Origin of the sequence: Labrenzia sp. THAF187b, assembly GCF_009363375.1 — a bacterium.
GTDB lineage: Bacteria > Pseudomonadota > Alphaproteobacteria > Rhizobiales > Stappiaceae > Roseibium > Roseibium algicola.
In genome coordinates this window covers 119,525-144,213 of the sequence record NZ_CP045345.1, presented here as the reverse complement: position 1 = coordinate 144,213, position 24,689 = coordinate 119,525, and the positions used below count along the sequence as shown (strand labels likewise).

General features: G+C 57.8%; 28 protein-coding genes. 6 read left to right on the top strand and 22 right to left on the bottom strand.

Features of this window, described 5'->3' with window-relative positions; genetic code table 11:
• Positions 1-9: 9 nt before the first annotated feature.
• On the bottom strand, positions 10-1,026 hold the full coding sequence (locus FIV03_RS28495; RefSeq protein ID WP_152512195.1) for an ABC transporter substrate-binding protein: 1,017 nt from the start codon (positions 1,024-1,026) through the stop codon (positions 10-12).
• Between the two features lie 227 nt (positions 1,027-1,253).
• Here FIV03_RS28495 and FIV03_RS28490 point away from each other — a divergent pair, with 227 nt between their 5' ends.
• Together FIV03_RS28490 and FIV03_RS28485 are read left to right on the top strand one after the other, a co-directional pair.
• Complete coding sequence (locus tag FIV03_RS28490; RefSeq protein ID WP_286202338.1) at positions 1,254-2,522, top strand: ATP-binding protein; 1,269 nt, start codon at positions 1,254-1,256, stop codon at positions 2,520-2,522.
• Positions 2,519-3,262, top strand: coding sequence for a response regulator transcription factor (locus FIV03_RS28485; protein ID WP_023001516.1), 744 nt, complete (start codon positions 2,519-2,521; stop codon positions 3,260-3,262). Before FIV03_RS28490 ends, FIV03_RS28485 begins: the two co-directional genes overlap by 4 nt.
• 43 nt (positions 3,263-3,305) lie before the next feature.
• On the opposite strand, the gene FIV03_RS28480 is transcribed toward FIV03_RS28485, so the two are convergent.
• Both FIV03_RS28480 and FIV03_RS28475 read right to left on the bottom strand, forming a co-directional pair.
• On the bottom strand, positions 3,306-3,788 hold the full coding sequence (locus tag FIV03_RS28480) for a GNAT family N-acetyltransferase (RefSeq protein WP_152512193.1): 483 nt from the start codon (positions 3,786-3,788) through the stop codon (positions 3,306-3,308).
• Between the two features lie 290 nt (positions 3,789-4,078).
• Complete coding sequence (locus FIV03_RS28475) at positions 4,079-5,011, bottom strand: LysR family transcriptional regulator (protein ID WP_152512192.1); 933 nt, start codon at positions 5,009-5,011, stop codon at positions 4,079-4,081.
• A gap of 85 nt (positions 5,012-5,096) precedes the next feature.
• Here FIV03_RS28475 and FIV03_RS28470 point away from each other — a divergent pair, with 85 nt between their 5' ends.
• Positions 5,097-6,011 carry a PhzF family phenazine biosynthesis protein gene (locus FIV03_RS28470; protein ID WP_152512191.1) on the top strand — a complete coding sequence of 305 codons (915 nt, stop codon included), beginning with the start codon at positions 5,097-5,099 and terminating at the stop codon, positions 6,009-6,011.
• A gap of 68 nt (positions 6,012-6,079) precedes the next feature.
• Here the strand turns inward: FIV03_RS28470 and FIV03_RS28465 are convergent, their stop codons facing one another.
• The 3 genes from FIV03_RS28465 to FIV03_RS28455 form a co-directional block, all read right to left on the bottom strand.
• Positions 6,080-7,258, bottom strand: coding sequence for a PAS domain-containing protein (locus FIV03_RS28465; protein WP_081713180.1), 1,179 nt, complete (start codon positions 7,256-7,258; stop codon positions 6,080-6,082).
• A gap of 163 nt (positions 7,259-7,421) precedes the next feature.
• Positions 7,422-7,763 (bottom strand): GNAT family N-acetyltransferase, encoded by a 342-nt coding sequence (locus tag FIV03_RS28460; protein WP_173014023.1) that lies wholly within the window; start codon positions 7,761-7,763, stop codon positions 7,422-7,424.
• Between the two features lie 834 nt (positions 7,764-8,597).
• The gene (locus FIV03_RS28455) at positions 8,598-8,975 is read right to left on the bottom strand and encodes a metalloregulator ArsR/SmtB family transcription factor (protein WP_152512189.1); all 378 of its coding nucleotides are present in this window, start codon (positions 8,973-8,975) and stop codon (positions 8,598-8,600) included.
• Positions 8,976-9,024: 49 nt separating this feature from the next.
• On the opposite strand from FIV03_RS28455, the gene FIV03_RS28450 reads away from it, so the two are divergent.
• Both FIV03_RS28450 and FIV03_RS28445 read left to right on the top strand, forming a co-directional pair.
• On the top strand, positions 9,025-9,471 hold the full coding sequence (locus tag FIV03_RS28450; RefSeq protein ID WP_075281832.1) for an SRPBCC family protein: 447 nt from the start codon (positions 9,025-9,027) through the stop codon (positions 9,469-9,471).
• Between the two features lie 27 nt (positions 9,472-9,498).
• Positions 9,499-9,831, top strand: coding sequence for a VOC family protein (locus tag FIV03_RS28445; RefSeq protein WP_152512188.1), 333 nt, complete (start codon positions 9,499-9,501; stop codon positions 9,829-9,831).
• A gap of 364 nt (positions 9,832-10,195) precedes the next feature.
• On the opposite strand, the gene FIV03_RS28440 is transcribed toward FIV03_RS28445, so the two are convergent.
• The 6 genes from FIV03_RS28440 to wrbA all read right to left on the bottom strand — a co-directional run bounded on the left by FIV03_RS28440 (position 10,196) and on the right by wrbA (position 15,531).
• The gene (locus FIV03_RS28440) at positions 10,196-11,635 is read right to left on the bottom strand and encodes an MFS transporter (RefSeq protein WP_152512187.1); all 1,440 of its coding nucleotides are present in this window, start codon (positions 11,633-11,635) and stop codon (positions 10,196-10,198) included.
• Positions 11,632-12,522, bottom strand: a complete 891-nt coding sequence (locus tag FIV03_RS28435) for a sigma-70 family RNA polymerase sigma factor (protein WP_152512186.1) — start codon at positions 12,520-12,522, stop codon at positions 11,632-11,634. Before FIV03_RS28435 ends, FIV03_RS28440 begins: the two co-directional genes overlap by 4 nt.
• Position 12,523: 1 nt before the next feature.
• Positions 12,524-12,952, bottom strand: coding sequence for a carboxymuconolactone decarboxylase family protein (locus FIV03_RS28430; RefSeq protein WP_286202337.1), 429 nt, complete (start codon positions 12,950-12,952; stop codon positions 12,524-12,526).
• Between the two features lie 116 nt (positions 12,953-13,068).
• A complete protein-coding gene (locus FIV03_RS28425; RefSeq protein ID WP_152512184.1) occupies positions 13,069-13,698 on the bottom strand; it encodes a LysE family translocator in 630 nt (209 codons plus the stop codon).
• Between the two features lie 4 nt (positions 13,699-13,702).
• On the bottom strand, positions 13,703-14,905 hold the full coding sequence (locus FIV03_RS28420) for an MFS transporter (RefSeq protein ID WP_152512183.1): 1,203 nt from the start codon (positions 14,903-14,905) through the stop codon (positions 13,703-13,705).
• Positions 14,902-15,531: an NAD(P)H:quinone oxidoreductase gene (wrbA, locus tag FIV03_RS28415; protein WP_152512182.1), complete on the bottom strand. Its 630-nt coding sequence runs from the start codon at positions 15,529-15,531 to the stop codon at positions 14,902-14,904. Before wrbA ends, FIV03_RS28420 begins: the two co-directional genes overlap by 4 nt.
• A 102-nt stretch (positions 15,532-15,633) precedes the next feature.
• On the opposite strand from wrbA, the gene FIV03_RS28410 reads away from it, so the two are divergent.
• Positions 15,634-16,548 (top strand): LysR family transcriptional regulator, encoded by a 915-nt coding sequence (locus tag FIV03_RS28410; protein ID WP_152512181.1) that lies wholly within the window; start codon positions 15,634-15,636, stop codon positions 16,546-16,548.
• Between the two features lie 29 nt (positions 16,549-16,577).
• On the opposite strand, the gene FIV03_RS28405 is transcribed toward FIV03_RS28410, so the two are convergent.
• The 10 genes from FIV03_RS28405 to FIV03_RS28360 form a co-directional block, all read right to left on the bottom strand.
• A complete protein-coding gene (locus tag FIV03_RS28405) occupies positions 16,578-16,997 on the bottom strand; it encodes a MarR family transcriptional regulator (RefSeq protein ID WP_152512180.1) in 420 nt (139 codons plus the stop codon).
• Positions 16,998-17,078: 81 nt separating this feature from the next.
• The gene (locus FIV03_RS28400; RefSeq protein WP_173014034.1) at positions 17,079-17,567 is read right to left on the bottom strand and encodes a nucleoside deaminase; all 489 of its coding nucleotides are present in this window, start codon (positions 17,565-17,567) and stop codon (positions 17,079-17,081) included.
• A complete protein-coding gene (locus FIV03_RS28395; RefSeq protein ID WP_152512179.1) occupies positions 17,567-17,938 on the bottom strand; it encodes a multidrug efflux SMR transporter in 372 nt (123 codons plus the stop codon). The genes FIV03_RS28400 and FIV03_RS28395 overlap by 1 nt, the downstream gene beginning before the upstream one ends.
• A 59-nt stretch (positions 17,939-17,997) precedes the next feature.
• Positions 17,998-18,318, bottom strand: a complete 321-nt coding sequence (locus FIV03_RS28390; protein WP_152507773.1) for a multidrug efflux SMR transporter — start codon at positions 18,316-18,318, stop codon at positions 17,998-18,000.
• A 64-nt stretch (positions 18,319-18,382) separates the two neighbouring features.
• Positions 18,383-19,000 (bottom strand): DsbA family oxidoreductase, encoded by a 618-nt coding sequence (locus FIV03_RS28385; RefSeq protein WP_152512178.1) that lies wholly within the window; start codon positions 18,998-19,000, stop codon positions 18,383-18,385.
• 578 nt (positions 19,001-19,578) lie between these two features.
• Positions 19,579-20,655, bottom strand: a complete 1,077-nt coding sequence (ugpC, locus tag FIV03_RS28380) for a sn-glycerol-3-phosphate ABC transporter ATP-binding protein UgpC (protein ID WP_152512177.1) — start codon at positions 20,653-20,655, stop codon at positions 19,579-19,581.
• Positions 20,652-21,467 carry a carbohydrate ABC transporter permease gene (locus tag FIV03_RS28375; RefSeq protein ID WP_152512176.1) on the bottom strand — a complete coding sequence of 272 codons (816 nt, stop codon included), beginning with the start codon at positions 21,465-21,467 and terminating at the stop codon, positions 20,652-20,654. The genes ugpC and FIV03_RS28375 overlap by 4 nt, the downstream gene beginning before the upstream one ends.
• Before the next feature lie 11 nt (positions 21,468-21,478).
• Positions 21,479-22,381 (bottom strand): sugar ABC transporter permease, encoded by a 903-nt coding sequence (locus FIV03_RS28370; RefSeq protein WP_023001537.1) that lies wholly within the window; start codon positions 22,379-22,381, stop codon positions 21,479-21,481.
• A 115-nt stretch (positions 22,382-22,496) separates the two neighbouring features.
• Positions 22,497-23,705, bottom strand: a complete 1,209-nt coding sequence (locus FIV03_RS28365) for a sugar ABC transporter substrate-binding protein (protein ID WP_173014024.1) — start codon at positions 23,703-23,705, stop codon at positions 22,497-22,499.
• Between the two features lie 47 nt (positions 23,706-23,752).
• Positions 23,753-24,685 (bottom strand): sugar phosphate isomerase/epimerase, encoded by a 933-nt coding sequence (locus FIV03_RS28360; RefSeq protein ID WP_152512175.1) that lies wholly within the window; start codon positions 24,683-24,685, stop codon positions 23,753-23,755.
• Positions 24,686-24,689 lie beyond the last annotated feature (4 nt).

The following is a 24,689-nucleotide window of genomic DNA, read 5'->3' as shown; positions in this document are numbered from 1 at the left end:
GTCTCTCCCTCAGTTGGCGGCTGCAATGACGGACTTGGCGTCTTCCTGACTGTATTCGACGTTCGCCACCGAACCGGCAGGTGTTGCGGCAAGCGTCTCGTCAAGCGTTTCCTGGGTGACTTTCAGGAAAGGTACCGTGAGATCCTTGGGCACTTCTGCACCGTCGAGCACTTGCTGGGCGACCCAGAAGGCAAGCGTGCCAACACCCGGGGCAATGGAAAGAGACAGGGTCTCGTAGCCGTTTTCGTCACGCGCTTCGGCCCACCATTTCATTTCGTCCTGGCGGTTACCCATCACGATGATCGGCGTATCGCGGCCGGCCGCCTTGATTGCCTGGGCTGCCCCGTAGCCATCACCGCCCTGGGTCACGACCCCGACGATCTCCGGCAAACTCGGCAAGACGCCTGCAACTGCCTTCTGGGCGACGTCCTGCGCCCAGTCGCCGTGGACCGATCCGACGATCTTGAATTTCGGGAATTCCGACACGCCCTGCTCGATACCTGCGTGGATTTCATCGTCCACGAAAACCCCGGCCAGACCGCGGATTTCAAGAAGGTTGCCGCCATCCGGCAGGCGTCCGGCGAGATACTCGACCTGCTGACGGCCCATTTCCTTGAAATCGACCGCAATGCGCCATGCGCAGGGCTCGGTGACGATACCGTCGAACGAGACGACCGTGATGCCGGCGTCGCAGGCTTCCTTGATCGCGCCGTTGAGGGCCGTTGGCGAAGCTGCATTGACCACGATCGCATCGTAACCCTGCAGGATCATGTTCTGAATCTGAGCGGCCTGTTCGGTTGCCTGGTTTTCGGACGTGGTGAATGCGTCGGCCGAGGCGACCACGCCGTCTTCAACAGCCTTGTCGCCGACCTTGGCCCAGCTTTCCAGCATGGCTTGTCGCCAGGAATTGCCGGCGTAATTGTTGGAAAGGGCAATACGTTTATCCGCGGTGTCCGCTACAGCGTGACCCGGCAGGGTGACCGCAACAAGCGCGACCGCCCCCAAGAGCTTGGCTTTGGTGTTCATGTTTCCTCCCTGACGCCAGCAGGCGTCTTTGATAACGGGACACGGTTCTCCCAACGCATCCCGAGCTCAGATTGCTGACGTTAAGGAAATGCGTAAAGCGGAAGAAACGCATCACGGTTGCGGGAACCCGCAACCATGATGCACTGGAGCGCCCAACAGATGGGTTGCCGACGCAAGCCCTGTACCGCACACTGGCACGCAATAAACGGGAGGAGCTTGTTGTTGCCATGCGACAGGGAGCCAATGAAAACCAGGAGGTGTCAGAGCCGACGGCTCTCGTCTCTCTCTTGCGCATTTCCAGTCATCTGGCCGGCCAGGTCGAAATCCGGGCCGCCCTGAGATCGGTGAAGGCCGAGATCGAGAACCTGCTTCCGATCGATCACCTCGACGTCTGCCTGGTGGACGACAAGGTTACCTGGAACACCAGTTACGAAGTCGGAATCAAGACGCGCTGGAGCCTGTCACGCACGCCTGTCGCCATCTCGCCCGTTCGCAGCATTCTGCTCGGCGAGACGGATTACATGCTCACCGGCAACGCCATGGAAGACGAGCGCTACACCTATGAGGGTGCGCTGGCCCAACCGATCATCAAGCACAAGCTGCGCAGCCGGGTAAATGTTGCGATGAAGGTGCTTGGCCGCACCATCGGCGCGCTGAACTGTTCCTCCTGCACAGCGGACATCTATGACGAGGCAACAGTTGTGCGCGTCAGGCAGATTGCCGATGTGCTTGCCCCCTATTTCTATTCCCTTCGCGCGAACGAAAAGGCCAAGCGCGCAGCCGTCGTCCGCGCGGAAGCCCAGGCTCGCGAAGAAGGCCTGCGGCAAGGCGCACTGGAACTGACCCGGGTTCTGGAACAGGAACGCCAGCGCATCGGCATGGATCTGCATGACCAGACCCTTGCCGATCTGACCCGGATCATGCGCGATGTCGAGAAGATGGATACGGCCTCCGACAAGGCCCGGGTGATCGGCAGCATTCAGCACTGCATCGGCGACCTTCGCCGGATCATCGACACCGCCGTACCAACGATCCTGGACCTGTTCGGCTTTGCCCACGCCTTGCGAATACATCTGGAGCGCGCGGTGGAGGACGTTTCGTCCACCATGCTTGAAGCTGCGGACGAGACGGACGGCCTGATCGATACCCTGGACCCGACCATCCGGATTGCCCTGTTTCGCATCGCCCAGGAAGCCATAAACAATGCCGCTCGCCACTCCGGAGCCGACCAGATAAGCGTCTCCGTGAAGCGGGTGAAATCCGGACTGCAAATGACAATCAGGGACAATGGCAAGGGGCTTCCCGGTTCACGTCTCGGCCGGCACACCAGCAAGGCAACAGGAGGCATTGCCCATATGCGCACACGGGCAAGGCTGATCGCCGCGGACTTCGGCATGTCGAGTAAGGAAGGCACGACCATCACGGTGAAACTGCCGATGACCTGCGCCCCGTGCCAGGAAACCGCACCACAGACGGGTGAGGAAGAGCTGGCATGAAGGTGCTTCTGGTAGAAGACGATCAATTTCATGCCGGGTATCTCAGCGAAGCCCTGCAACTGGCCTTGCCGGACGTCGAGGACATCTTCCACGCGACCAACGGCCTGGAAGGCGAGCAGTTGGCGCGCAGGCATTCCATCCAGTCGGTGGTGATGGATCTTCAGATGAAGGAACGCAACGGCATTGATGCTGCCCGGACGATCTGGCGCGAACGCCCCCAGACCCGCATCCTGTTCTGGTCGAACTATTCGGACGAGGCGTACCTGCGCGGCATAGCCCGGATCGTGCCTCAGGAAACCTCCTACGGATATGTTTTGAAGACGGCAACTCAGGAGCGGCTTCACCTGGCACTGCGCGGTGTTTTTCTGGAGTCCCAGATCGTGGTGGACCAGGAAATCCACCGGGTTCAGCAGCGCCACATCCGGACACATGACACGCTTACGGACAGCGAATATGCCGTTCTTCTGGACATGGCTCTCGGCCTATCGGACAAGGTCATTGCCGTTCGGCAGGGACTGTCGCTTCGCACCGTCCAGAACCGCCTGCTCTCGCTTTACGACAAGCTGGGCGTGGACAATCTCGAAACGGTACCTGCCGATTTTGCGATCAACAAGCGGACACGTGCCATTACACGCGCCTTGAACCTGCGTGCCATAAACGCCGAAAGCCTGGAAAGTGCCGAGCGCGACCTGCAGAAGTGGCTGGACAGTCATACCGAGCAGATCGAAAAGGCCCGTTGACGCTTCGGCCCGATCGCCACAAACCACCCGGCATCCAGATCCGTCAAAGTCGCTTCTCGATGCTGTAATTATGTATGTCGACATCGCCGATCTTCAGGTCGCGACGATGCAGACGTTCAAAGCCCTGCTTCAAAAATACCGGCAGTGCCGTCTCGCTTGCCTCCGAATAAAGGCGGCCCAGACCCCGTTGCCTTGCCGCGCCTTCAAGCGCCCTGATCAGGCTTGAACCAACACCACGGCCGGCCGCACCTGGATCAACGTAGAGGAACTGGATATGACCATCCTCTTCGAGGTCGGAAAATCCGATGACCCGCGCTTCGTGATCTACCGCCACAAGCGCGAGCCTTCCATCCCCATAGGCCGTTTCCATGACATCACCCGTCGGTGCAATGGAGAGCCAGGCAGACCGCTGGATTTCTGAGTAGTCGGCCCTGGCAATCTGATCGACCGCGCCTTGATAGATGGCGGCAAGGGCATCACCGTCGCCTGGCTCAAATGCCCTGATCTGGTAGGTCTTGTCAGTCATGGGTCCAGTGGATCTTTCGAGGTTGGCGGAGGGCGTGAACCAGCGCACTGGTAACGTGATGGCCTCTGCGTGAAGCAGCAGGCCATCCGTTTGATCCATCAGCCGCGAGCAGTCAACAAAGCGGCCTTCGCCACTGCAATCATGTTCTGGATAATTTAGCCCTGCGTTTCCTGACCAGGTCGAACTTCGAGTACCTCGGTCTTTCCGACCAGGTCAAACTTGACCTTGTGATCCAGTGGCTCAAGGCTCCTGGTGACGCTTGAAAGGCCGCGTACGGAACCAATGACTGTTCATGGCTGGACGGCAAGCAGCCTTCGGTTCTGGTCGCGTGCGATCTCGATTTCACTGCCGATCCAGGCCCGCAGATCGCGATATCCCTCCGTGTCTGCATAGGCAGCCGTCGTTACCAGCCAGTATTTTGCCTTCGAGGCGACCGGCTTACCGACGACTTCCAGAAACCCTGCCTCGATGTCGTTTTCGATCAGTAGTGTCCTGCCGAGCGCGACCCCCATGCCACTGATGGCGGCCTGGATCGCGAGGTCGGCTCTGGCAAAGGAAGCCACTGGTCTTGAAGGTGGCTCGGGCCAGTTGCGGCCCTTGAAATAGTCGGTCCAGCTGAAGCCCGTTCCGTCTGTCCCCCCGGACCTGTCTGCAAGCAGAGCCGGTGTTCCCTTGCCGGGAACCATTTGCCCCTTCAACAAGCCGGGCCGCGCAACGGGCACAAGTTGCGCAGTCATGAGCGCTTCGGCGTGGAACCCCGGATAAGGGCCGGTCCCGTAGCGGATCGCCGCCTGGGCCTCACCGGCGTGAAGGTCGACAAGCCTGTCTTCCACATCGACCACAAGGTCAAGACCGGCCTCCTGCGCGCGCTGCAGCGCTGGAACGATCCATTTCATGGCAACGGAGGACGACACGGACAGACGTATGGTCCTGGACGTCTTCACATCCGCTATCCGCGACAGTGCACTGCCCCAGATCTCCTGACAGCGCTGCGCGGCGTCACAAACGATCCGTCCCGCTTCCGTCGGAACGATGCGCCGGGTCGTTCGCTCGAAAAGCCGAATTCCGAGCGCGGCCTCCAGAGACTTGATGCGATGGCTGACCGCCGACTGCTCCAGCCCGACCGCGACAGCTGCCCGGGAGAAGTTCCCCTCTTCTGCAATAGCGTGCAGCAGCTGTGCGTTCAGCAAAAGACGGTTTTGCAGTTCGTCTCGCTCATTCATGAAATTCACTCATGTATTCAGGCATTGAACCAGCAATACGACGACATCATTCTTGTGTCCAGTTAATGATTGAGAGGTGCACGGAATGAGTGAAACGAAAGAAATTGTCGCCCGCATCGTGAACGGGTTCGTTACGCGCCGGAACGGTTCGGAAGCCTTTGGCGGAAATCCGGCCGGCGTCATCCTTGATGCCGACGGCTTGTCGGAAGCAGACATGTTGACCGTTGCGGGAAAGATCGGACTCTCAGAGACAGCCTTCGTGTCTAAATCAGCGAAAGAAGGGTTCAAGCTGGACTTCTTCACGCCAAACAGGCGGATAGCCCATTGTGGCCATGCAACGATAGCGACCTTCAGCTATATGGCAGAACTGGGCCGGGTTCGGGAGGGTGCCACTTCAAAGGAAACCGTCGATGGTCCGCGCAAGATCGTCATCAAGAACGGTGCGGCATACATGGAACAGCTTGCCCCGTCTTATGAACGGAGCCCAGCCTGGGCCGAGCGCGGTGTCAGCGAAGCCGACGTGCTGGCTTCGCTCGGTCTGAAGGCAGACCAGCTGGATGAACGCCTGCGCCCTGTCCTCGTGAACACGGGCAACAGTTTCGTCGTCGTCGCTGTACGCGATGCAGACGTCCTGAAGCAGCTCGTGCCAGACCAGTCGAGGATCAATGACATCAGCAACAAGCTTGACCTGATCGGCTACTACGTTTTCACGACCGATCGAAACGCCACGCAGGCCGATGCCACCACCCGCATGTTCGCACCGCGCTATGCAATTGACGAGGAATCCGCCACTGGCATGGCGGCTGGCCCCCTCGCCTGTGTGCTGCACGACCTGCTTCACGAAAGGAAATCACGGTTCGTCATTGAACAGGGCCACTTCATGACCCCGGCTTCCCCCAGTGTCATTACCGTGGATCTTGACCTTGAAGATGGCAGGATTACCGGCCTGATGGCGGGTGGTTATGGATCCGTCATGGAGGAAATGACCGTCACGATCTGACGGCATGAAACTCAAAAGCCTGGAGGTCTGCGCTGGTGGGCCTCCAGCGATGTACAGTGATGACAGGATCAGTTGAAGCTCATGTCCAGCAGGCGAGAGAAGAAATTCTGGGCTTTTTCGTTGCCGGGTTTGTCCTTTTCAAGCCGGACAGGCAGAAACTCGAGCACGATCTGCCGCGAAGACTGTTTGCCGATGAAACAGGTGCGAATTCGGTAGTGCCTCTTGAGTCCGATGTGACTTTGAACCTGCCACACACGGCCAGCGTCCCAGCCGACCTTGTCGAGAACAAGGGTCAGATCACGAACGTCATTCGCGCTCATGAGCGTGTCGGATAGCCGTTCGGTTCCTATTTGTTTTGCGGACAACCCCAACTCGCCGCGCCCGGCCTTGTTGGCGTATTTGATGCGGCGAGTATCCAGATCGGCAACCAGAATTGGGGTTGGAACCGCATCCAGAACTTCATTGGCAGATATTTCTACTGAATTGGCAGCAAGTTCCCCTGCAAAGATGATACCGCCGTTCGGATCATCGAGTGCCATCGGATGCAGATCGTAAAGAACTTCAACAGGATCGCCTACTGTCTGAGGCAGCTTGAGCGTTCCCTTGGACGCAAGGCGGCTTCGTAACATCTCGGCAAATGAGCCGGCGAGCTTCTTGCCTATGTAATTGGGGATCGTTCTTGCATCTCGGCCGACAACCTGTTTGGCGTTACTTATGCCGAACAGCTTCAGAAACTGGCGATTGGCCGACTGAACCACCCCCTTGTTGTCCGTAATGAGGACAGCACTGGCGTTCGAGATAAAGACGTTGGACAGGTTTTGCAGAATGTCCGGCAATTCCGCGTTGACCGGCGCTTCCGGCGCACACTCCTTCATCAGCCCTATGATCAGAAACGCCGGTTTGCCGGAAATGCGAGAAGCCACCAGGTCGTAGGACTTGTGACCGCCATCCGTTTTCATGGTGACACGTGTCGTCTGCGACAGACCGTGTTCCACCGCATTGGAAATCACCTTTAGGAAGCGGGTTCTGTCACGCTGGATGTAGTACTGAAGTGCTCTTTGAATGGACAGCTTTGCAAGGCGATAACCTCTGACAGAGGTCGGATCCGACCTTTGCCAGCACAACTCTTCCGCAACCGGATCGTAAGCCCAGTAGGAAACACCCATCGCAGTCAGAATCGCGCTTGTTTCCGGATTGGGAACCAGCTGACGCATGGATCGAATGAGAATGTTGACTTCTGTAGACATGCTGCGTCTTCGTGATTAGCGCCAACTTGCACCCCAGTATTGAGCACGTCAAAGCTGAAAAAAGCCTGAATCCGCATTTCTAAACCGGGTCTATTTAATTGAGAAAGATCTGCATTCGTGAAGATTTAATCCGGTTCGACCACGCTGTCAGTTCAACCTCCTTCTACCCTGCGTCAAGTTGCAGGATAAAGCGGGTTTTCGACAAACATTCAGCACCCTTTCTTCTGTAGAACTCAGCTGCCTGACAGTTCCAGTCCGGCGTCTGCCATTCAAGCCGAACGCACCCGGCAGCGTGCGCTTCTTCACGCACCTTCAGGAACAGTATCTGGCCGACGCCCCTGCCGCGATATTCCTTCGCAACGAAAAGGCAGTCGAGATGCCCGTAGCGCGCTCCGGACCAGAGCGAATAGTCCGTCGTCAACGCGGCATATCCCGCGATCTGATCTGATTCAGCGACAAGGATCCGAACCGGCGGCTCCTCGACCTGAAGCAGTCGTTCCAACACGCACTTGTCGATAGTGGCTCTCCCGCCCTCATACTGCGCATGATCTCGGATCAACCGGAGAAGTTGCGGGGTATCCTCCAACCGCGCGGTCCGAACCATCATTGCCCAGCTCGCAGCATGCCCACGGCAATTCTGTAAGGGCGTTTGGCAACGAAGGCCTGTTTTGAAACTGGGGGCATTTGAAGTTCCGCGTTCAATGTTGGCCCGCAGATGTGGCGGAAACCCCGTCTGGGAAGCAATCGGGTTCCAGGACTAAATACGTAAAAATCGTGCCATGATTTCCGGTTGCCCGAACCCTGGGAGGGCCACACCCCTTTCAAATAATACTTAAGTACTCCCACGAATTGAGAACGTTCCCAATCACCGGTAAAAAAGATGCAAGTTTCAAGTGCTCCCATCGCCCAAAACCAAGAACACCGCCCTTGAAGCTGCTTACGACAATAAAAACGGTGTGCCAAAAATGTCTTTAAACATAAGAATTCTTGAGCCATTGGAAACAAGCAGCTGCACAACGCTCGAAGACTTGCAGGAAAAAGGATACTCACTTTCCAGCTATTGCAAGTCATGTAACGATCTTAATTCTCTGGAAATTGATTACTGGATTCAGGCGCTCGGAAGAGCGTTCCCGCTATACCTCATCGATACCAAAATCGAATTGTTCGGGATGGACCAATGCCATCCCGAAACCAGGATCTGCTGTTTGTCGAGAAGCGCGGAAGATACCTGGGTGCAAAGCGCGCCCGGCTGCGGATGATTGCCCCGCCGGCAGGAGTTCACGCTTGCATGAGAACATCCGCGGCAAACTCTCCGCTTCAAACGACACTTCCACAATCTTCAGGAATGTGAGGTGTCGTCACTTTCCGCTTCTGCGGGCACCTCAGTTTCCTCACTCTGTTCAACGCTCTTCTTGAGAGCACCCAACATATTCGCTGCGTAGGCAGCGTAGGGACCGATCCAGCGCTCGTGAACCGCTTGAATTGGTAGCGCGTCAAGGTGGTTCCACCGTTCCCGCCCGCGGCGTTCGACCACCACCAGCCCGGCTTTTTCCAGAACCTTCAGATGCTGCATGACTGTGCAGCGGTCTATCTGCGGCAGCGCCTCGCAAAGGTGGCCTGTGGTCAGCGGACCCTTCTTCAAAAGGTCAAGCATGCGCCTGCGCGCCCTGTGGCCAAGCGCCTTGAAAAGCGCGTCATCCTGATCATCTGTTGACATGTTATATTTTTATAACATAATAGCTCGCAAGGCAACAAGGAACAGGTCCATGGAACTGAAATTCACAGTAGGCGGGAGGATTTCAAAACCCGTCGCGGAGGTGTTTGAGGCTGTCGTCGACCCGGCACAGCTTTCGGAATTCTTCACGACCGGAGGAGCTCGAGGCCGCATCGAAGCAGGTGCGGAGGTGACCTGGGACTTTCATGACTTTCCCGGTGCATTCCCTGTTCTGGTGCAGGAGGTGGTGCCGAACGAAAAGGTCGTTCTGCAGTGGGAGGCAGGAGATGACGCCCGCACCTGGACCACCGTGACCATCACGTTTCAGGAGCTGGAAGACGGACGCACCTATGTCCGCATCAACGAATTTGGCTGGCCCGGGACCGAAACGGGTCTGAAGTCCTGTCTCGGCAACTGCGAAGGCTGGACGGGCATGCTCTGCGCCATGAAGGTCTGGCTCGAAAACGGCATCAGGCTACGCGACGGATTTTACAAGTAGGCAACACGCATCGAAAGGGAATTGGAAATGGAACCGGGCAAGAACATCGCGATCAAGGTGCCGCTGTATCGGTGGGACGAAACCGTAGCCTTCTACCGGGACAAGATCGGATTGCAGGTGACGCGTGAACTCAAGGACAGCACCGGCTTCTCGTTTGGCCCCATGACATTGTGGATCGACCGCGTGCCGCATCAAAGCCAGACGGACGTCTGGATAGAACTGTTCGATGAGGATCCCACCAATGCCCTGGCAGCTTTGGGATCTCCCAAACGCGATGAACTGGAGCCGCTGACCGATGTCACCGGCCATTGGACATGCGATCCGGCAGGAACCGTCATATTGCTTCGGAAAGGTTCCTGATCATTCTGGCCACGTCTCTCAGGTCACTTTGTATGGCCTTGCGGCGTGGCCTTTTGTCATCAAATGAAATACGCAGAAATCTTGCCGTTTGTTTGTCACGTCGTGTTTGCCTTGGCACACAGGAAGTCTGATCAGGACCTGGCGAGCGGGTGTCATTGCGCCAGGCAAACGCGCCATGGAGCCGCCGGGACGCTCAACCTCATCACAAAAGCGCTCGAATGCAACCGGGTGAACAGAACCATATCCGGTTCAAGGTATTCAATTTCCTCCAGCCGCATGGTTGTTTCTCCGTGACTGTTAGACGGGTAGATCGCACCGGAAAATGCAGTTTCAGCGCAAATTTGCAGGTCAAATTCTGTGAGCCCTACAGGGATTTCTCGACTGCTTGCCTGAACGACACGCCTTTCATCACGAGCAAACACAGTCCAGGTGCTATTGCCACGGTGACGAACAGCCAACGAGCCGCATTCGCAACATCCATGCCTTCGGTTTGCGTGGCTGCGCCAGCCAGGTTGACCGACAGACCGGCAAGCGCGGCCCCGAAGGCGGTTGCGCAAAGCTGAACCGTCATGATTGATGACGCCGCATTGTCCGCTTCCGCTGGAGGTGCAACACTCAGGACCATCGCCGACAGATGCGGATAGGCAAGACCGACACCGGCTCCCCCGATCAAAAGGGCAGTGCAGATCAAGCTCAGAGGCAACCAATCGCCTTCGGCTCCCGTCCAGGGCATCACTGCAACGAGGATACCCATCGAAGCCAGAGAAAGCATCGGCCCCATGCGCACCGCCATGGTGCGTCGGCCGGCCTGAAATCCGGATGCAACAATGGCCGCAGCCGTCCATCCCGCAGACATGATGGCTGCGATGTAGCCCGCCTGCAGAGGCGAGCGGCCGTGAAGTTCCTGGAGAAAGAGCGGCAGGAAAATTTCCGTACAAGTGACGGTCACTGCCAAAAGTGCCGATGTCGCATAAAGACTCCCGAGAGCGCTTGGAAGTCTGAAGACACCGCCCGGTAACAGCTTCCGCTTCGAACCGCGTTCCGCCACAACAACCAGACCAGTCAGAACGAGGGCTGTCATCAATCCAATGACAGTCGACGTCATGTGTTTGCCGACACCACCCCAGGAAGCGGCAAAGACGGCGAGTGTCAGAAGGGCAAGCTGTGCGACCGGAAGCGGATCCACGCTCTTGCGCTCTTCATTGTCACGCGGCAGGACAAAGCTGGCCGAAAGAGCAATACCCACCGCAGCAGGTATCAGGACAACGAATGCACCGCGCCACAAGCCGAGTTCTGCGAACACACCACCAACTGCAGGTCCGAGCAGTGTCGCGATCCCCCACATGCTCGACAGGAGCGCCATTGCCCGTGGCCACAATGGCTCCGGGTAAACGCGGCGTACCATTGCATAGGCCAACGCCAACAGTACTCCTCCGCCGAAACCCTGCACGAACCGGCCGGCAAGCATGATTTGCATCGTGTTGGCACTGGCGCAGATGGCCGTGCCGGCAATGAAGATGAGCGCAGCAACACCATAGCCGCCCCGCGGACCGGTTAGTGCGAGAATATGCGAGGACAGCGCTGCTCCAAGGATAGACGCGACCACGAACAGGGTCGTGTTCCAGGCGTAATAATCAAAACCGCCGATTTCCCGCACAACCGAGGGCAAGATGGTGGTGGAAATATAGAGATTGAGCGCATGCAGCGCGACACCACCGCTGAGCGCAAGCGAACGCACGAGATTGCTGCCGGAAAGCAGGTCGGCCCAACCAGGAGAATGAGATGCGGCGCGGATGTCGGTCATTGTATCGTCCTTTCGGAGCCGTCGAGCCGGGCCAGTTTGTCCGGATTGCGCATGATGTAGATGCTGCAGAGGCGCCCCTGGACGTCCCAGGCGAAGCTGATTGACGCAGCAAGCACCACCCCGTCAAAGACGAGTGCTCCTCGCGTTCCATTGATATCGATGTGTTGCCACCTGTAGCCGGTCCAGGAAGACTTGAGGGTGTCGCCGAGGAACGACAACACACCCTCCTTGCCGGACAGAGGGTGCAGCAATGCAAGCACCTTCCCGCCACCATCAGCGCGCAGCTCGATGTCTTCCCTCATGAGGGTGGCAAGTTGCCCCGTGCGGCCTGTTGTGATTGCGGCCTGGAAAGCTGTCAGCAGCATGTCCTGGCGCTCCTTGGGAACAACGGCACCTGCCTCTTCACGGCCGACACGAATGCGCGCCCGCGAGACAAGCTTGCGGCAGGCCGCTTCGGTAACGTTCAAGGCAGCCGCGACGTCTTCATAGGACTGGTCGAAAATCTCTCGCAGAAGATATGCAGCCCTTTCCTTGGGAGCGAGCCGTTCCAGAACCAGCATGAAGGCGAGCGAAAGGGTGGAGGAAAGTTCAACGACCTCCTCCGCGTTTATTTCGGTCATCGTGTGAACCGGTTCCGGCAGCCATGCACCGACGTAGTCAACACGTGACAGGCGCGCTGATCGCAACATGTCGATGCAGCGGCGTGTACAAGTTGCGGTCAACCAGGCTGCCGGGTTGGCAATGGCTTCGTGCTCACCCGCCTGCCATTTCAGGTAGGTGTCCTGGACCGCATCCTCGGCCTCTGCCAGCGAGCCGAGAATGCGGTAGGCCAATCCGGTGAGAAACGGCCGGCGGCTTTCGAAAAGGCAGATGTCGGTCGGCTCCATGTCAGTGCGCAGAAACCTGAATGCGATTCCAGAGATTGATCATCGCAATCGTCGCGGTCAGAGCACTGATCCCGGCTTCGCTGAAATGCTCACGCAAGTTGGCACGCAGAGGCCCGTAGTCGGTTTTCCGGTCGATGTCCGTCAAGGCTTCGGTCCAGGCAAGCGCGGCACGTTCTTTCGGTGTGAAATCGTTCACATGTTCCCAGACCGCGAGACGATCGAGCCGTTCGTTGGTCTCGCCATCATCGCGGGCTTCCCTGGTGTGCATCTTGACGCAATAGGCACAGGCGTTGATCTGGGACGCACGCAATTGCACCAGGTGGTGCAACATGCGCTCAAGGCCATGCTCATCGATCGCGCCATGGACCGCCTCCAGAGAGGCAAATACGTTCGGAACATTCTTGTAGTGATTGACAGGTTTCGTCGTCATGGTTTGCTCCATTCAAAAGGTTCTATGCCTATGACGATCTTCACCGCGTCTTTGTGACGTGCTCCCCGGGGAAAAGACACGTGTTGCCAGACAACGAGTGTTGAGACGGGCCTCAATCAACGCGCGCTGACAACGCTCAAGGCCAGTCCGGCCAGAACCGAAGCCATGACCCATCGCTGTGCTTTAAGCCAACCGGGCCTCATGGCAAACCATGCCGCAACAGAGGCCGAGGCCAGTACAATCAGTGAATTTACGGCAAAGCTGATCATGATCTGGACACTGCCGAGCAACACGCTCTGCGCCAGCAAATGTCCGCCGCTCAGATCTAGAAACTGCGGTAACAACGACAGGTACAGAAGGGCAATCTTCGGATTGAGGAGATTGGTCAGAAAGCCCATCATGAAAAGACGCCGCGGAGGATCGAGCGGAAGATCGGTTTGCGGCTGAAAAACCGAACCGGCACCCGGCTGGATAGCGCGCCAGGCCAGATAGAGCAGATACGCGGCACCTGCGATCTGAATGACCCCGAAGGCAAACGGAACGGCAAAGATCAGTGCCGTCACGCCGAAGGCCGCGCACAGCATGTAAAATACAAATCCCGCAAGAACGCCGAACAACGAGATGAAGCCGGCTGCACGTCCCTGCAAGATGGATCGGCTGATGAGATAGATCATGTTTGGCCCTGGCGTGATCACCATGCCGAACGAGACCAGAGCGAATGCCGTGAGATTGGTGAGCGTGACCACAACTTTACTCCGGCATTTGCTTGATGCGTTTTCCGAATGCCGCCACGAGGGCGGTTGCAACCAGGGCCGCTCCGGCAACGGCGTATGCTGCAGAACTCCAGCCAAAACGCTCGATAGCGCTGCCGACGGCCGTCGGACCAAGGATTTGTCCCAGGTTGTTGCCTTGAATGATCAATCCAAGGACCACCGGAACCAGACCCGCTGTTGGAGCAACAATCGGAGCGGAAGACAGGATCGTTGCCGGGATCAGCCCACCAACGGCCGAGAACAGCATGCACAGAGCAAAAGTCGCGGCAGCGGGCAGCAGGGGCAAAAATATGCCGAAACTGACCACGCCCATGGTTATGCTGGCACCGGCGAGCAACACCGCACGACTGACACCACGGGACAGCAGAAGACCCGCCGCAAGATTTCCTAAAACATTCACTGCGGACGCAAGCGCGCTCAACAGTCCCGCAGTCTGGTGGGAGACATCCATTTGCTCCATCAGCAACACCGGCAGGAAGCTGAACAACGCAAAAAACATCAGACTGTAAAGAGCCAACATGCCAGCAAGAGCGACCGGCACCCTGGCGTGAAACACGGACATCGTATCGGTTTTCAGCTTGCGCCACGACCAGGGGCGATGTTCGTCATCGACCGGAACCATCAGTGGCACAAGCAGGCAGATGATCAGGGTGAGCAGGCAGCTCGCCCACCATATCGTCCGCCAGTCATCGAACATGGGACCGGTCAGCATCGCGATCGCCATGCCGACAGGCATGAAGCAACTCCAAAGGGCAAAGGCCACATCACGGTCGGAGGGTTTAGCGACTTGGCTCAGGATCGAGGGAGCCGCAACTGTCACCAGGAGGAAACCAGCGCCCTCGACGACGCGGGCAAGCAAGAGCCCGGACAAGCCTGAAACCACCGCTCCGAAGCCGGCCCCAAACACTGTCGTCAACAATCCCATGATCAAAAGACGCCTGCCACCGAAACTGGCGACAAGCGCGCCTGTCGGGATTCCACCCGCGAGCCCGAGAACTGCAAAGATCCCCGTCAACCAGCCGATGGCCGCCAGGCCAATTCCCAGATCTGATTGCAGCAGTGGCGCGGCAATGGCCGCTTTTCCAACCTGCAACGCCGTAACGATACCGGCGCAGACGATCAGGAGCACCGCCGACCACCGGGTGGACGACGGCTCAACTGTCAGAGCAGAGGCTGTCATTCGGCCACTCTCACCTGTCGGCCAAGGGCCAGGGCCATAGCAATCTCGGCAACGTGCCGCCCCTGAAAACGGGCGCCTTCCAGTTCGTTTTCACTTGGTTGGCGATCACCGCCATTGCCATCATCAGCCAGCGTGGACGCGCCGTAAGGAGAACAACCGGTAATCTCGTCCATCCGCATCTGTCCCTTGAAGCTGTAGGGCAGACCGACGATCATCATCCCAAGATGGAAAAGGACAGTCTGTGTCGACTGAATGGTGGTTTCCTGACCACCATGCTGGCTGCCTGTAGAGGTAAAGACGCTGCCAACCATGCCAACCAGCTTGTCTTCAAACCAGAGACCTCCCGTCTGATCGAGGAAGTTCTTCATCTGGGAAGACATGGTGCCGAAACGTGTCGGCGTACCAATGATGATGGCGTCGTAGTTGGCAAGCTCGGACACCATGGCGACCGGCGCCTGCTGGTCGACCTTGTAGCCGGACTTGCTGGCAACCGCATCCGGGACAAGTTCAGGAACACGCTTCACATCGGCAGTGGCGCCAGCCTGGCGCGCACCGTCGGCGACCGCCATCGCCATTGTCTCGATGTGACCGTAAGACGAATAATAAAGTACCAGTATCCTGGCCATGGTTGCACCTCGCTTCGGTTCATGGAACGCCGGCAAAATGCCTTCTTTGATTAGTCAATCTAAGTGATATAATTTGCATCAAAACGATCAATTGAGGTGATCATGCTAGACGCGCTGACGCTCGATCAGATGCGAACATTTGTAGCCATCGCAGACAGCGGAAGCTTCCGGGCAGCCGCACAGTCCTTGTCGAGGGTCCAATCCGGCGTAAGCGTCGCGATCGCCAATCTTGAAGCACAGCTTGGCGTCGAATTGTTCGACCGCTCTGGACACCGACCGGTTTTGACGCGGCAAGGCCAGATGCTGCTTGGCAGCGCAAGAGACATTCTCCTGCGCGTAGATGTGCTGCGGGCCAAAGCGCGCGGATTTGCGGCGGGTGTGGAAACCGAACTCGGGATCGCAGTGGACACCCTTTATCCATTGCAGAAAGTCGGAACAGCAATTTCGCAAATGCGGGAGAGCTTTCCCTCGGTCTCGGTTCGTGTTCAGGTCGAACCCCTGGGCGGCCCACTTGAGGCTTTGAGGCAGAAGAGTTGCGCACTGGCCGTGATGGTTGGCGAAGATTTTCGGGATCCACGTATCAAGTTCGACGCGCTGACCTCCATCATCCAGGTCGCGTTGGTGGCTGCAGAGCATCCACTTGCCAAGGACAAGGGTGCCAGGGCACTGGAAGCCCTGGACCTTGCAGATCATCTTCAGATTGTCTTGACGGACCCCTCCCAGATATCGGCCGGACGTGACTTTGGCGTGTTATCGCCGCAATCCTGCCGAGTGAACACGCAGGATGCCAAGTACAACCTCATCCTTGGCGGGCTTGGCTGGGGTCGGCTGCCTCTGTGGCTTGTAGAACGTGATCTCGAGCAGGGACGGTTGGTCAGGCTTAACGTGAGCGCACTTGGCCGTAACGGTGAAGTTGCGGCGCAAGCCTATGTTGCCCATCGTCTGGATGAAACGATGGGGCCGGCGGCAAGACATCTTGCTGATGCCTTGATCAGCCTGAACTCGGGCGGCACGTGAACCTGGAGATAGGAACGGCCGGAAACCTCTCAGACCACGTCTTCCTCATTTCCAAATCGTGCAAGAAGCAACTCGGCCCCGCCGTGCTCCTTGAGGGCATTTTCCAGTGCGTTCTCGTAATCGGGCTGCGCGCTTTCAAAATGTGCACGTCCCTTGTCGGTGAGGACGGTATAGACGCCTCGCTTGTCGTCCGGACAAAGATCACGAACCGTGAAGCCACCCCGCTCCAGACGCTCGACCATGCGTGATACGGAACTCTGGTTCAGCTGCAGATGGGTGGCCAGTTCCTGCATTCGCAATTCGGAACTGGGCGATTTGGAGAGGATCTCGAGTGCGCGATAATCCGACAGACCAAGGCCATGCCGGTCTTGCAGGACTTTTGCGAGGTCTGCTTCGACATTGGCGACCGCGTGGATCAGCCTGAGCCACGAACCACTGCTATTGGACATGATCAATCTGGACCTTCGAGTGTTCTACGCTTGCGCTGAACATTTGTATGCTCATGCAAGCGCAGAAACAAGTAACTGCCGTTAGTCGGAAATGCGGCTCATCGCAGCAAAGTTCTGGAAAGGCCGCATAGCTTTGGGGACGGCCAGCTTCGCCACGCGAGGCGACTGCCAGGCCAACGGATCTCTGGCAAACAGCCGATAGGAACCTCGATAATCGAAGCCGTGCCTTGCCACTTCATCACGATCGGCGGCAAAGAACACCTGCGAGATGCCTGCATAAAGCGCGCTCATGTAACACATCGCGCAAGGTTCTCCTGACGCAAGCAGAATGGCCCCATGCAGATGTGGAGTTTTAAGCGTGCGGGAAGCGTCGCGGATCGCGTCGACTTCCGCATGCGCGGTCGGATCATGATGATCCCGAACGCGGTTGACACCGCGCCCGATTATTGTGCCATTTCCGTCAACGACAAGTGCGGTGAAGGGAATGCCGCCTTTGTGGACATGATCCACGGAGAAGGCGACCGCCACCTCCATGAGCTGGTCGAGGCATTCTGAACGATCCGTCCCCATCATGCTGTTTCCGCAAGCTTCGGGCTGTCGGCCAGCTTCAACCAGACGACACCTGCGATAATGATACCAAGCCAGACTGCCTGGATCAGCGTCAACGGCTGGTCGAGCAAGATGCTGCCGAAGACGGCGGCCCCGACCGAGCCGATGCCTGCCCACACCGCATAGCCGATCCCCACGTCGATGGTTCGCAGCGCGGCACTGAGGAAGTAAAGCGTGAGCAGGAAGAAAACGACGGCGGCAATCGACCAGCTCGGAATGGTGAATGCCTGACTGCCGCCGACGCTGAGCGCATAGCCGATTTCGAACGCGCTGGCGAGCATCAGCATGCCCCATGCACCGCCATTGCCCTGGGTTTTCTGTAGCGTATCCATGATTTGCTGTTCCTTTTGATCAGAAGAGAATTGGAGGAGATACTTCGTGTTTCAGTTGCTCAGGCAGCACCACTCAGGCGCAGGCCGACAACGCCGCCGATGACGAAGGCGATGCCGAGGCCTTTCTTCCAGTTGAGCTGCTGACCAAAGAACAGCGCCCCCAGGACGACGATCCCGACACCTGAGACGGAGGTCCAGATTGCGTACCCGACACCGACATCGAAGGTGAGGAGCGCAAGGCTCAGGAAGAAGGTGGCGATAGCACCGCTCACGAGGGTTGCGACGGTCCACCCGAACCGTGTGAACCCTTTTGCATTTCCGGCACTTATTGCGACCGCGATCTCAAAGATCACGGCGATTCCGAGATAAACCCAGCTCATTGCATATTCCTTTTGTAGATTGAGAGTGTGTGAAGGCGGATGCCTTTCGACCTGGCCGCGTCGATTACCGGGAGCGGCCGCTATTGCCGGGGGCGCTTTCCAGCCGGTCGATTGCCTGAAGCAATTCGTCCAGCGGGGGAACTCCCCGGAAAATCTGATCACCGACCACGATCGTGGGAACCGACGTGATTGCCATGTCTTCGCGGGCATGGCGCAGTGCTTCACGGTGACGTGCGCGGTAGGCCCCGGTTTCGAGAGCCTGCCGGGCTTCATCCGGATCGATCCCCGCTTCCGCAGCCAATGCGACAAGAACCTCGGGATCGCCGATGTTGCTATCCTCCTGGAAGAAGGCGCGCAAAATCCGCATCGAATACGGATGATCCAGTCCCCGATCCTGCGCCAGAGCCAGCAGCTCGAAAGCCTTGTTGGTGCGTGGCTGAGGCGAAATCGACGGCAGCTTGATTGGCACCTGAAGGCTTTCCGCAAGCGGATAAACCGACCGGTTCCAGATCGCCGGAAGGTAAGGATCCTCGGGCCTCAGCGTCGGCACCGGGTCGGGCCGCAATTCATGGGCCCGCCAGGATATCGGGATCTTCCTGTCACCGATCGCCGTCGTCACGACCTTTTCCGCGAGCAGGCAAAAGGGACAGACGTAGTCGGTGTAAACTGTAACGGCACTCATCAGGTGGGCTTTCACTTTATTTGTATGTGCATGCAATATAATTAGAACTTCGCTATCGTCAATATATTTGCATGCGCATGCATGTTTATTTTTGCCTTGCGAGTGAAAAATCTCTTCTTGTTGCCGCTGCCAAAGCCTCACGGAGCGACCGTGCGGCACTGCCAACGGGCGTTGGTGACTGGCAACCCTTGAGAGGTTTCGCAGTCGCGGTGGTTCGCCAAAAGTTGTTACAAAGGGATTTTGCTCAAAGGCTCAATCCGCGGGGCAAACAACGCGACGGAAATGCCTGCAAGGCCGGAGCCCTGCGGCGGCGCCATCCCTCATTGGGAACGCAAAAGGAATGGAAGAGCAATTTAGCCTTGGTCGTTAACGCTGCAACACTTCAGGTCACTGGGTGATCCTGAAGCAGCACCGATCAAGCGTTTTATCTAAGTGATATAATTTCTATCAGAATGATCAGTTTAAATGATCATTTTCCAAGCCGCCGCAATATCGATATTCACAACAGTCGCCAGCGGACAGGAGCCCCTTTGCCAGGAGTTTCCGATCCGCAGACACTCAATTGGACGGCTGGGATATCACGCGTGCAAGAGGGCGTTGCCTGTTTCCCTGTCAAACAGGTGGATGTGTTCCGGTTTGATCGAAACGGAGACCGACCGAACGCCATCTTCAACACGAACCGGAGCGGTAATCAGGAGCCCGGGATCCGTATCGGTGAGCACGTAGGAGACTGCTCCCGTTCTCTCAACGAGCGATACCGGAAGCGTCATTTCATTTCCCGAGTCCCCCTGCCCGACCATCAGGTGTTCCGGCCGCAGTCCGACCGTTACCTTCTGACCGGGCAGTTGCAGTCCCTCAAATGCGATCTCCGGTGTCCCGGGAAGAGCAAGACCAACACTCTTGCCCCCCTCCGCAACGATTCCATCGACAAAATTCATCGCCGGGGAGCCGATAAATCCTGCAACGAACTTGTTCACTGGCCTGTCGTAAAGGTCGAGTGGCGCGCCTTTCTGTTCGATGACCCCGCTTCGCATGACCACCACCTGATCGGCCATTGTCATCGCCTCGATCTGGTCGTGGGTCACATAAACGGACGTCGCACCGAGGCGATTGTGAAGTTGCCGGATTTCGGAGCGCATGTGCACCCGGAGGGCCGCATCCAGATTGGAAAGCGGTTCGTCGAACAGGAAAGCCTTCGGGTTGCGGATGATGGCCCGGCCCATGGCGACGCGCTGACGCTGTCCACCGGAGAGTTGCCGCGGATATCTGTCGAGAAGTTCGCCCAACCCGGTCACGCGGGCTATTTCCTCCACCGCCTTGTCGATTTCGGACTTGGGGCGTCTCCGGAGCCGCATGGAATAGGTCAGATTCTGGCGAACGGTCATGTGCGGATAAAGGGCATAGGACTGGAACACCATCGCAAGGTCCCGCTCGCGTGGTGCCTTATCATTGACCGCATCTCCCGCGATCCGCATCGTGCCGCTGGTGATTTTTTCCAGTCCGGCGATGGTGCGCAACAAGGTGGACTTGCCGCATCCCGAAGGCCCGACCAGAGCAACGAATTGTCCTTTGGGGATCTGCAGGCAAACGTCGCGGAGCGCGTGATAGGCGCCATAATATTTCTGTATGTTTTCCAGCTCGATCTGATAGCTCATTTGAGGGCTCCGGAGGTCAGGCCGCTGACGATCTGGCGTTGCAGCAACACAAATATGATGAGAACCGGCGTCACGTAGATCGCGGAGTAGGTCATCACACCGGACCAGTCGGACGTGTTGGGGCCCATGAAGGACTGCAGACCGACAGTCGCCGGCTGTAGCGCCCGCTGCGTGATCAGGGAGCGCGAATAGACATATTCCCCGAAGGACTGCAGGAAGATGAGCACCGACGTCACCAGAATGCCGTTTCTTGCAAGCGGGACGATGATGGACAGGAAGGCACCTATTCGCGAGTTGCCGTCGACCAGCGCGGCTTCTTCCAGCTCCCTTGGAACCTGCAGAAAGGTTGCCCGGCACAGCACGATATAGAGCGGCAGAACCTTCGCCGCCTGCGCCAGTATCACCGATGTTCTTGGCACCTCGTTGAGGCCAACCTGATTGAAGGCAACGAAAATCGGCGTGATCATCAAGGATGATGGCAAGACCTGCATCATCAGAACGATGAAGAGCACCACGTCCATCCAGCGGTTGCGGATGCGAGAGAGAACATAGGCACAGCCCGTGCCGCAGATGGCGACGATAATCGTCACCCCCGTGGCAATCAGAAGCGAGTTCCAGAGGTAGACGTCCATCTTCAGGCGCGTCCAGACTTCGCCAACCATCCATTGCGGATTTTCCGGCCAGAAGGTCGGCGGATTGGCGAAGATTTCCGTGCCGCTTTTCAGGGCCGTGATGTACATCCAGTAAAGCGGGAAGAGGTAAAGGCTCACCAGACAGAGCGCGATCGCGGTCAGGCCATATTTTTTCATCATCGCTCGACGCCTCAAGCTAGCTGTTCGTGGCGCGTGGACCGCACGTAGACCGCGGCAACGAAAATCACGAACAGGATCATCAGAACCGAGATCACCGAACCGACGCCAATCTCGTAGTACTGAAACGACAATTGCCAGCTCCAGTACTGGAAGACGTTTGAAGCATTCGACGGACCGCCCTGCGTGAGGGCTGCAAACAGGTCGAACTGCTGAAGGGTGAAAATGACGCCCAGTGAGATCACTGCTCCGAGCTGGGCGCGCATCATTGGCAAGGTGATGGTGAAAAACCGTTGAATGGCATTCGCACCGTCCATTTCGGCGGCTTCGTAGATATCCTCCGGAATTCCCGCCAGTCCGACGGACAACAGGATCATGTTGAACGGAACCCCCAGCCAGATGTTGGCGAGGATGACCGAATAAAGCGCCACATTCGGGTCGGACAGCCAGAAGATACGCTCACCGGTCAGGCCGAGAGACAACAGGACATGGTTGAGAACGCCAAAATCCCCTGCCAGAATCCAGCTCCAGACAGCGCCGACAACAAGAGCCGGCATGATCCAGCCTGCCAGGAACAACCCGCGCAACCAGGTGCTTCCCGGAAAATTCTGCTGAAAGAACATTGCCAGAGCAAATCCGATGGACAATTGCGCTGCGACCGAGATGCCGACGAATTTCACGGTATTGAGGAAGATGCCCCAAGCTTCGGGACGTGACAGCACATCAACGTAATTGTCGAGACCGACATAGGGCCTGTCGAAGGATCCGAGTGAAAACAGGTCCACTTCCTGAAACGACATGACGAGGTTGTAAACGAGCGGAAAACCCGAAAACAGAACCAGGTACCCGAGCGCCAGCGTCACGAGGATCGTGTCGAAACCGGCCCCGTCCCGGAACGGTCTGGTAAAGTTGAGCATCCGTCTCCTCCTCCATGGCGGATGAAAAAGGGTGTGCGCTCCCGTCCGGTCGGACGGCTCGCGAGCACACACCCCAAGGCAGGGCGAACATCGCAAAACCCCGCCTGAACAGACCCTACTTCAGGACCTTGTCGATGCTGGTCTGCGCGGCAGCGAGAGCATCTTCAGGTGTTGCCTGACCGGTCAGTGTCGACTGGATTGCGGTCTGGATCGCCTTGCTGATGCTCGGCCACTGCGGATGAGGTCCGCGGTTGCGGGCATATTTCATCGATTCTTCGAAGACCGCATAGATTTCCGGATACTTTGGATCCTTCGCCTCGACCTTGGAAGCCGGCAGGTAGCCGAATTCATTCCAGACGCGGTCCATGTTGTCATAGAGAAACTCCAGGAACAGGAAGGCTTCGTCCGGATTGTCGGTGCTGGCCAGAATGACGTTGTCGCCCTCCCCCAGTGCCGAGGCACGGTCCGCTCCCTCATCCGGTGCGGGCAGGAGCGCAGCCCTGAAATCGAACTTGGCTTCCGAGCTCATTCGGGGCAGTTCCCAGGGTCCCGAGATAGACATTGCGGCGGTCCCGGCATTGAAAGTACCGGTGCTGTCCCACTGACCGCGGATGAGCGTGTCCGGCGAGGCCAGTCCTTCGTCGAGGATTTTCTTCCAGAGTGAAAGCGCTCGTACCGCCCCGTCCGTGTCGACGTTGTCGTAATCCCCACCGGTCATCTGCAGCCAGGGCAGAAACTGGAAGGTGCCCTCTTCGGTCGCAACCGCAGAAAAAGCGAGGCCGTAGATATTCTCTTCCGGCTTGGTCAGCGCCTTGGCGGCTTCGTAAAGCTCGTCCCAGGTGCGTGGCGGGTTGTCGGGGTCGAGCCCGGCCGCCCGGTACATGTCGGCATTGTAGTAGAGAGCGATCGTGTTCGCCCCGCGCGGAATACCATAGATGCCGCCCTCGTAGCTGACCGATGACAGCGGTCCCGGGAAGATGTCGTCGGCATTCACGATATCGGACTGCTCGATATAGGGTTTCAGGTCGAGCAACAGTCCGCGTGAAGCAAACAGCGCCACTTCCGGATTGTCGATATAGGTGATGTCGGGAGCATCACCGGTCGCCACGCCGCGTGCGAGGTCATTGACCATGTCCTCGAACTGGACGGTCCGCACGTTGATCTTGATGTCCGGATGCTTGGCCATGAACTCGTCGGCCATGACGTAGTGATATTCGCCCGGGTCGTCGATGGTCCACAGATCCAGCTCGACCGGATCGGCAACGGCGGTTGAAGCCAGCGCGATCAGCCCGGATGTTGCCAATGCTATTGATTTCAAGTCCATGTTGGGTCTCCTCCCTGTATGCGACATGAATGACGGACGGCGTTGCCCTAGGTGAGTGAGGGATCGCCGCCTTCGTATTTGCCGGTTCCCGGTATGAAGGCACCGCCCCGGCTAGTTTTCAGATGGTTGAGCGCATGCACCTGGCCGGTCATTTCGAGCTCGTCGCGATAGACCGGGTCGTGCCAGCCCTCGATATCGATGGAGCCTGAATACCCTGCAAGACGCAGCTCGCTGATGATGTCTGTCCAGTTGCTATCGCCAAAACCCGGCGTACGCATGAAGACGAACGGATGTTTTCCGAAGATGCCGTGTTCCCGGATAACATCATGGCGGACTGTGGCGTCCTTGCCGTGCACGTGAAAGATCTTGTCGGCCCACTTGCGGATCTGCGGCAGCGGATCGATCAGATAGACAAGCTGGTGGCAAGGCTCCCATTCCAGGCCGAGATTGTCGTCCGTCGTTTCGTTGAACATCAGTTCCCAGGCATCCGGATTATGGGCGATGTTCCAATCGCCGGTCTGCCAGTTCCCGTCCATGGCGCAATTTTCAAAAGCGATCCTGACACCCTTGTCGGCGGCGCGCTTTGCAAGCTCGGACCAGACTTCCTTGTATCTGGGCAGGCTGTCTTCCAGGGGCTTGCCACGGATCCTGCCGGTAAAGCCGGCGACGCAAGTGGCGCCGAAGTGATGGGCGTTATCGATACAGTCCTTCCATCCCTGAAGGGTTTCGCGATCCAGCGGCTGATCTTCCAGCGGGTTCCCGAACATGCCCAGGGTCGAGATGGTGATGTCCCGGTCGCCGATCGCCTCAACACAGCGCTTGCCGAGCTCGGCCAGGTCCTGCCCGTTGGTCGTCTGCCAGAAGAACGGTTCGAAGCTTTCAAACCCGAGATCGGCGATTTCATCGATCCGCTTCGCAGCTTCTCCGCCCGTGGCGGCGATCATCGTTCCGATGCGAATGGATTTTGCAGGATTGCTCATGAAT

What these genes read in the sequence shown, in the direction of transcription:
- FIV03_RS28495 (WP_152512195.1), bottom strand. Translation starts at nt 1,026, where the DNA reads ATGAACACCAAAGCCAAGCTCTTGGGGGCGGTCGCGCTTGTTGCGGTC.
- FIV03_RS28490 (WP_286202338.1), top strand. Translation starts at nt 1,254, where the DNA reads ATGCGACAGGGAGCCAATGAAAACCAGGAGGTGTCAGAGCCGACGGCT.
- FIV03_RS28485 (WP_023001516.1), top strand. Translation starts at nt 2,519, where the DNA reads ATGAAGGTGCTTCTGGTAGAAGACGATCAATTTCATGCCGGGTATCTC.
- FIV03_RS28480 (WP_152512193.1), bottom strand. Translation starts at nt 3,788, where the DNA reads ATGACTGACAAGACCTACCAGATCAGGGCATTTGAGCCAGGCGACGGT.
- FIV03_RS28475 (WP_152512192.1), bottom strand. Translation starts at nt 5,011, where the DNA reads ATGAATGAGCGAGACGAACTGCAAAACCGTCTTTTGCTGAACGCACAG.
- FIV03_RS28470 (WP_152512191.1), top strand. Translation starts at nt 5,097, where the DNA reads ATGAGTGAAACGAAAGAAATTGTCGCCCGCATCGTGAACGGGTTCGTT.
- FIV03_RS28465 (WP_081713180.1), bottom strand. Translation starts at nt 7,258, where the DNA reads ATGTCTACAGAAGTCAACATTCTCATTCGATCCATGCGTCAGCTGGTT.
- FIV03_RS28455 (WP_152512189.1), bottom strand. Translation starts at nt 8,975, where the DNA reads ATGTCAACAGATGATCAGGATGACGCGCTTTTCAAGGCGCTTGGCCAC.
- FIV03_RS28450 (WP_075281832.1), top strand. Translation starts at nt 9,025, where the DNA reads ATGGAACTGAAATTCACAGTAGGCGGGAGGATTTCAAAACCCGTCGCG.
- FIV03_RS28445 (WP_152512188.1), top strand. Translation starts at nt 9,499, where the DNA reads ATGGAACCGGGCAAGAACATCGCGATCAAGGTGCCGCTGTATCGGTGG.
- FIV03_RS28440 (WP_152512187.1), bottom strand. Translation starts at nt 11,635, where the DNA reads ATGACCGACATCCGCGCCGCATCTCATTCTCCTGGTTGGGCCGACCTG.
- FIV03_RS28435 (WP_152512186.1), bottom strand. Translation starts at nt 12,522, where the DNA reads ATGGAGCCGACCGACATCTGCCTTTTCGAAAGCCGCCGGCCGTTTCTC.
- FIV03_RS28430 (WP_286202337.1), bottom strand. Translation starts at nt 12,952, where the DNA reads ATGACGACGAAACCTGTCAATCACTACAAGAATGTTCCGAACGTATTT.
- FIV03_RS28420 (WP_152512183.1), bottom strand. Translation starts at nt 14,905, where the DNA reads ATGACAGCCTCTGCTCTGACAGTTGAGCCGTCGTCCACCCGGTGGTCG.
- wrbA (WP_152512182.1), bottom strand. Translation starts at nt 15,531, where the DNA reads ATGGCCAGGATACTGGTACTTTATTATTCGTCTTACGGTCACATCGAG.
- FIV03_RS28410 (WP_152512181.1), top strand. Translation starts at nt 15,634, where the DNA reads ATGCTAGACGCGCTGACGCTCGATCAGATGCGAACATTTGTAGCCATC.
- FIV03_RS28405 (WP_152512180.1), bottom strand. Translation starts at nt 16,997, where the DNA reads ATGTCCAATAGCAGTGGTTCGTGGCTCAGGCTGATCCACGCGGTCGCC.
- FIV03_RS28400 (WP_173014034.1), bottom strand. Translation starts at nt 17,567, where the DNA reads ATGGGGACGGATCGTTCAGAATGCCTCGACCAGCTCATGGAGGTGGCG.
- FIV03_RS28395 (WP_152512179.1), bottom strand. Translation starts at nt 17,938, where the DNA reads ATGGATACGCTACAGAAAACCCAGGGCAATGGCGGTGCATGGGGCATG.
- FIV03_RS28390 (WP_152507773.1), bottom strand. Translation starts at nt 18,318, where the DNA reads ATGAGCTGGGTTTATCTCGGAATCGCCGTGATCTTTGAGATCGCGGTC.
- FIV03_RS28385 (WP_152512178.1), bottom strand. Translation starts at nt 19,000, where the DNA reads ATGAGTGCCGTTACAGTTTACACCGACTACGTCTGTCCCTTTTGCCTG.
- ugpC (WP_152512177.1), bottom strand. Translation starts at nt 20,655, where the DNA reads ATGAGCTATCAGATCGAGCTGGAAAACATACAGAAATATTATGGCGCC.
- FIV03_RS28375 (WP_152512176.1), bottom strand. Translation starts at nt 21,467, where the DNA reads ATGATGAAAAAATATGGCCTGACCGCGATCGCGCTCTGTCTGGTGAGC.
- FIV03_RS28370 (WP_023001537.1), bottom strand. Translation starts at nt 22,381, where the DNA reads ATGCTCAACTTTACCAGACCGTTCCGGGACGGGGCCGGTTTCGACACG.
- FIV03_RS28365 (WP_173014024.1), bottom strand. Translation starts at nt 23,705, where the DNA reads ATGGACTTGAAATCAATAGCATTGGCAACATCCGGGCTGATCGCGCTG.
- FIV03_RS28360 (WP_152512175.1), bottom strand. Translation starts at nt 24,685, where the DNA reads ATGAGCAATCCTGCAAAATCCATTCGCATCGGAACGATGATCGCCGCC.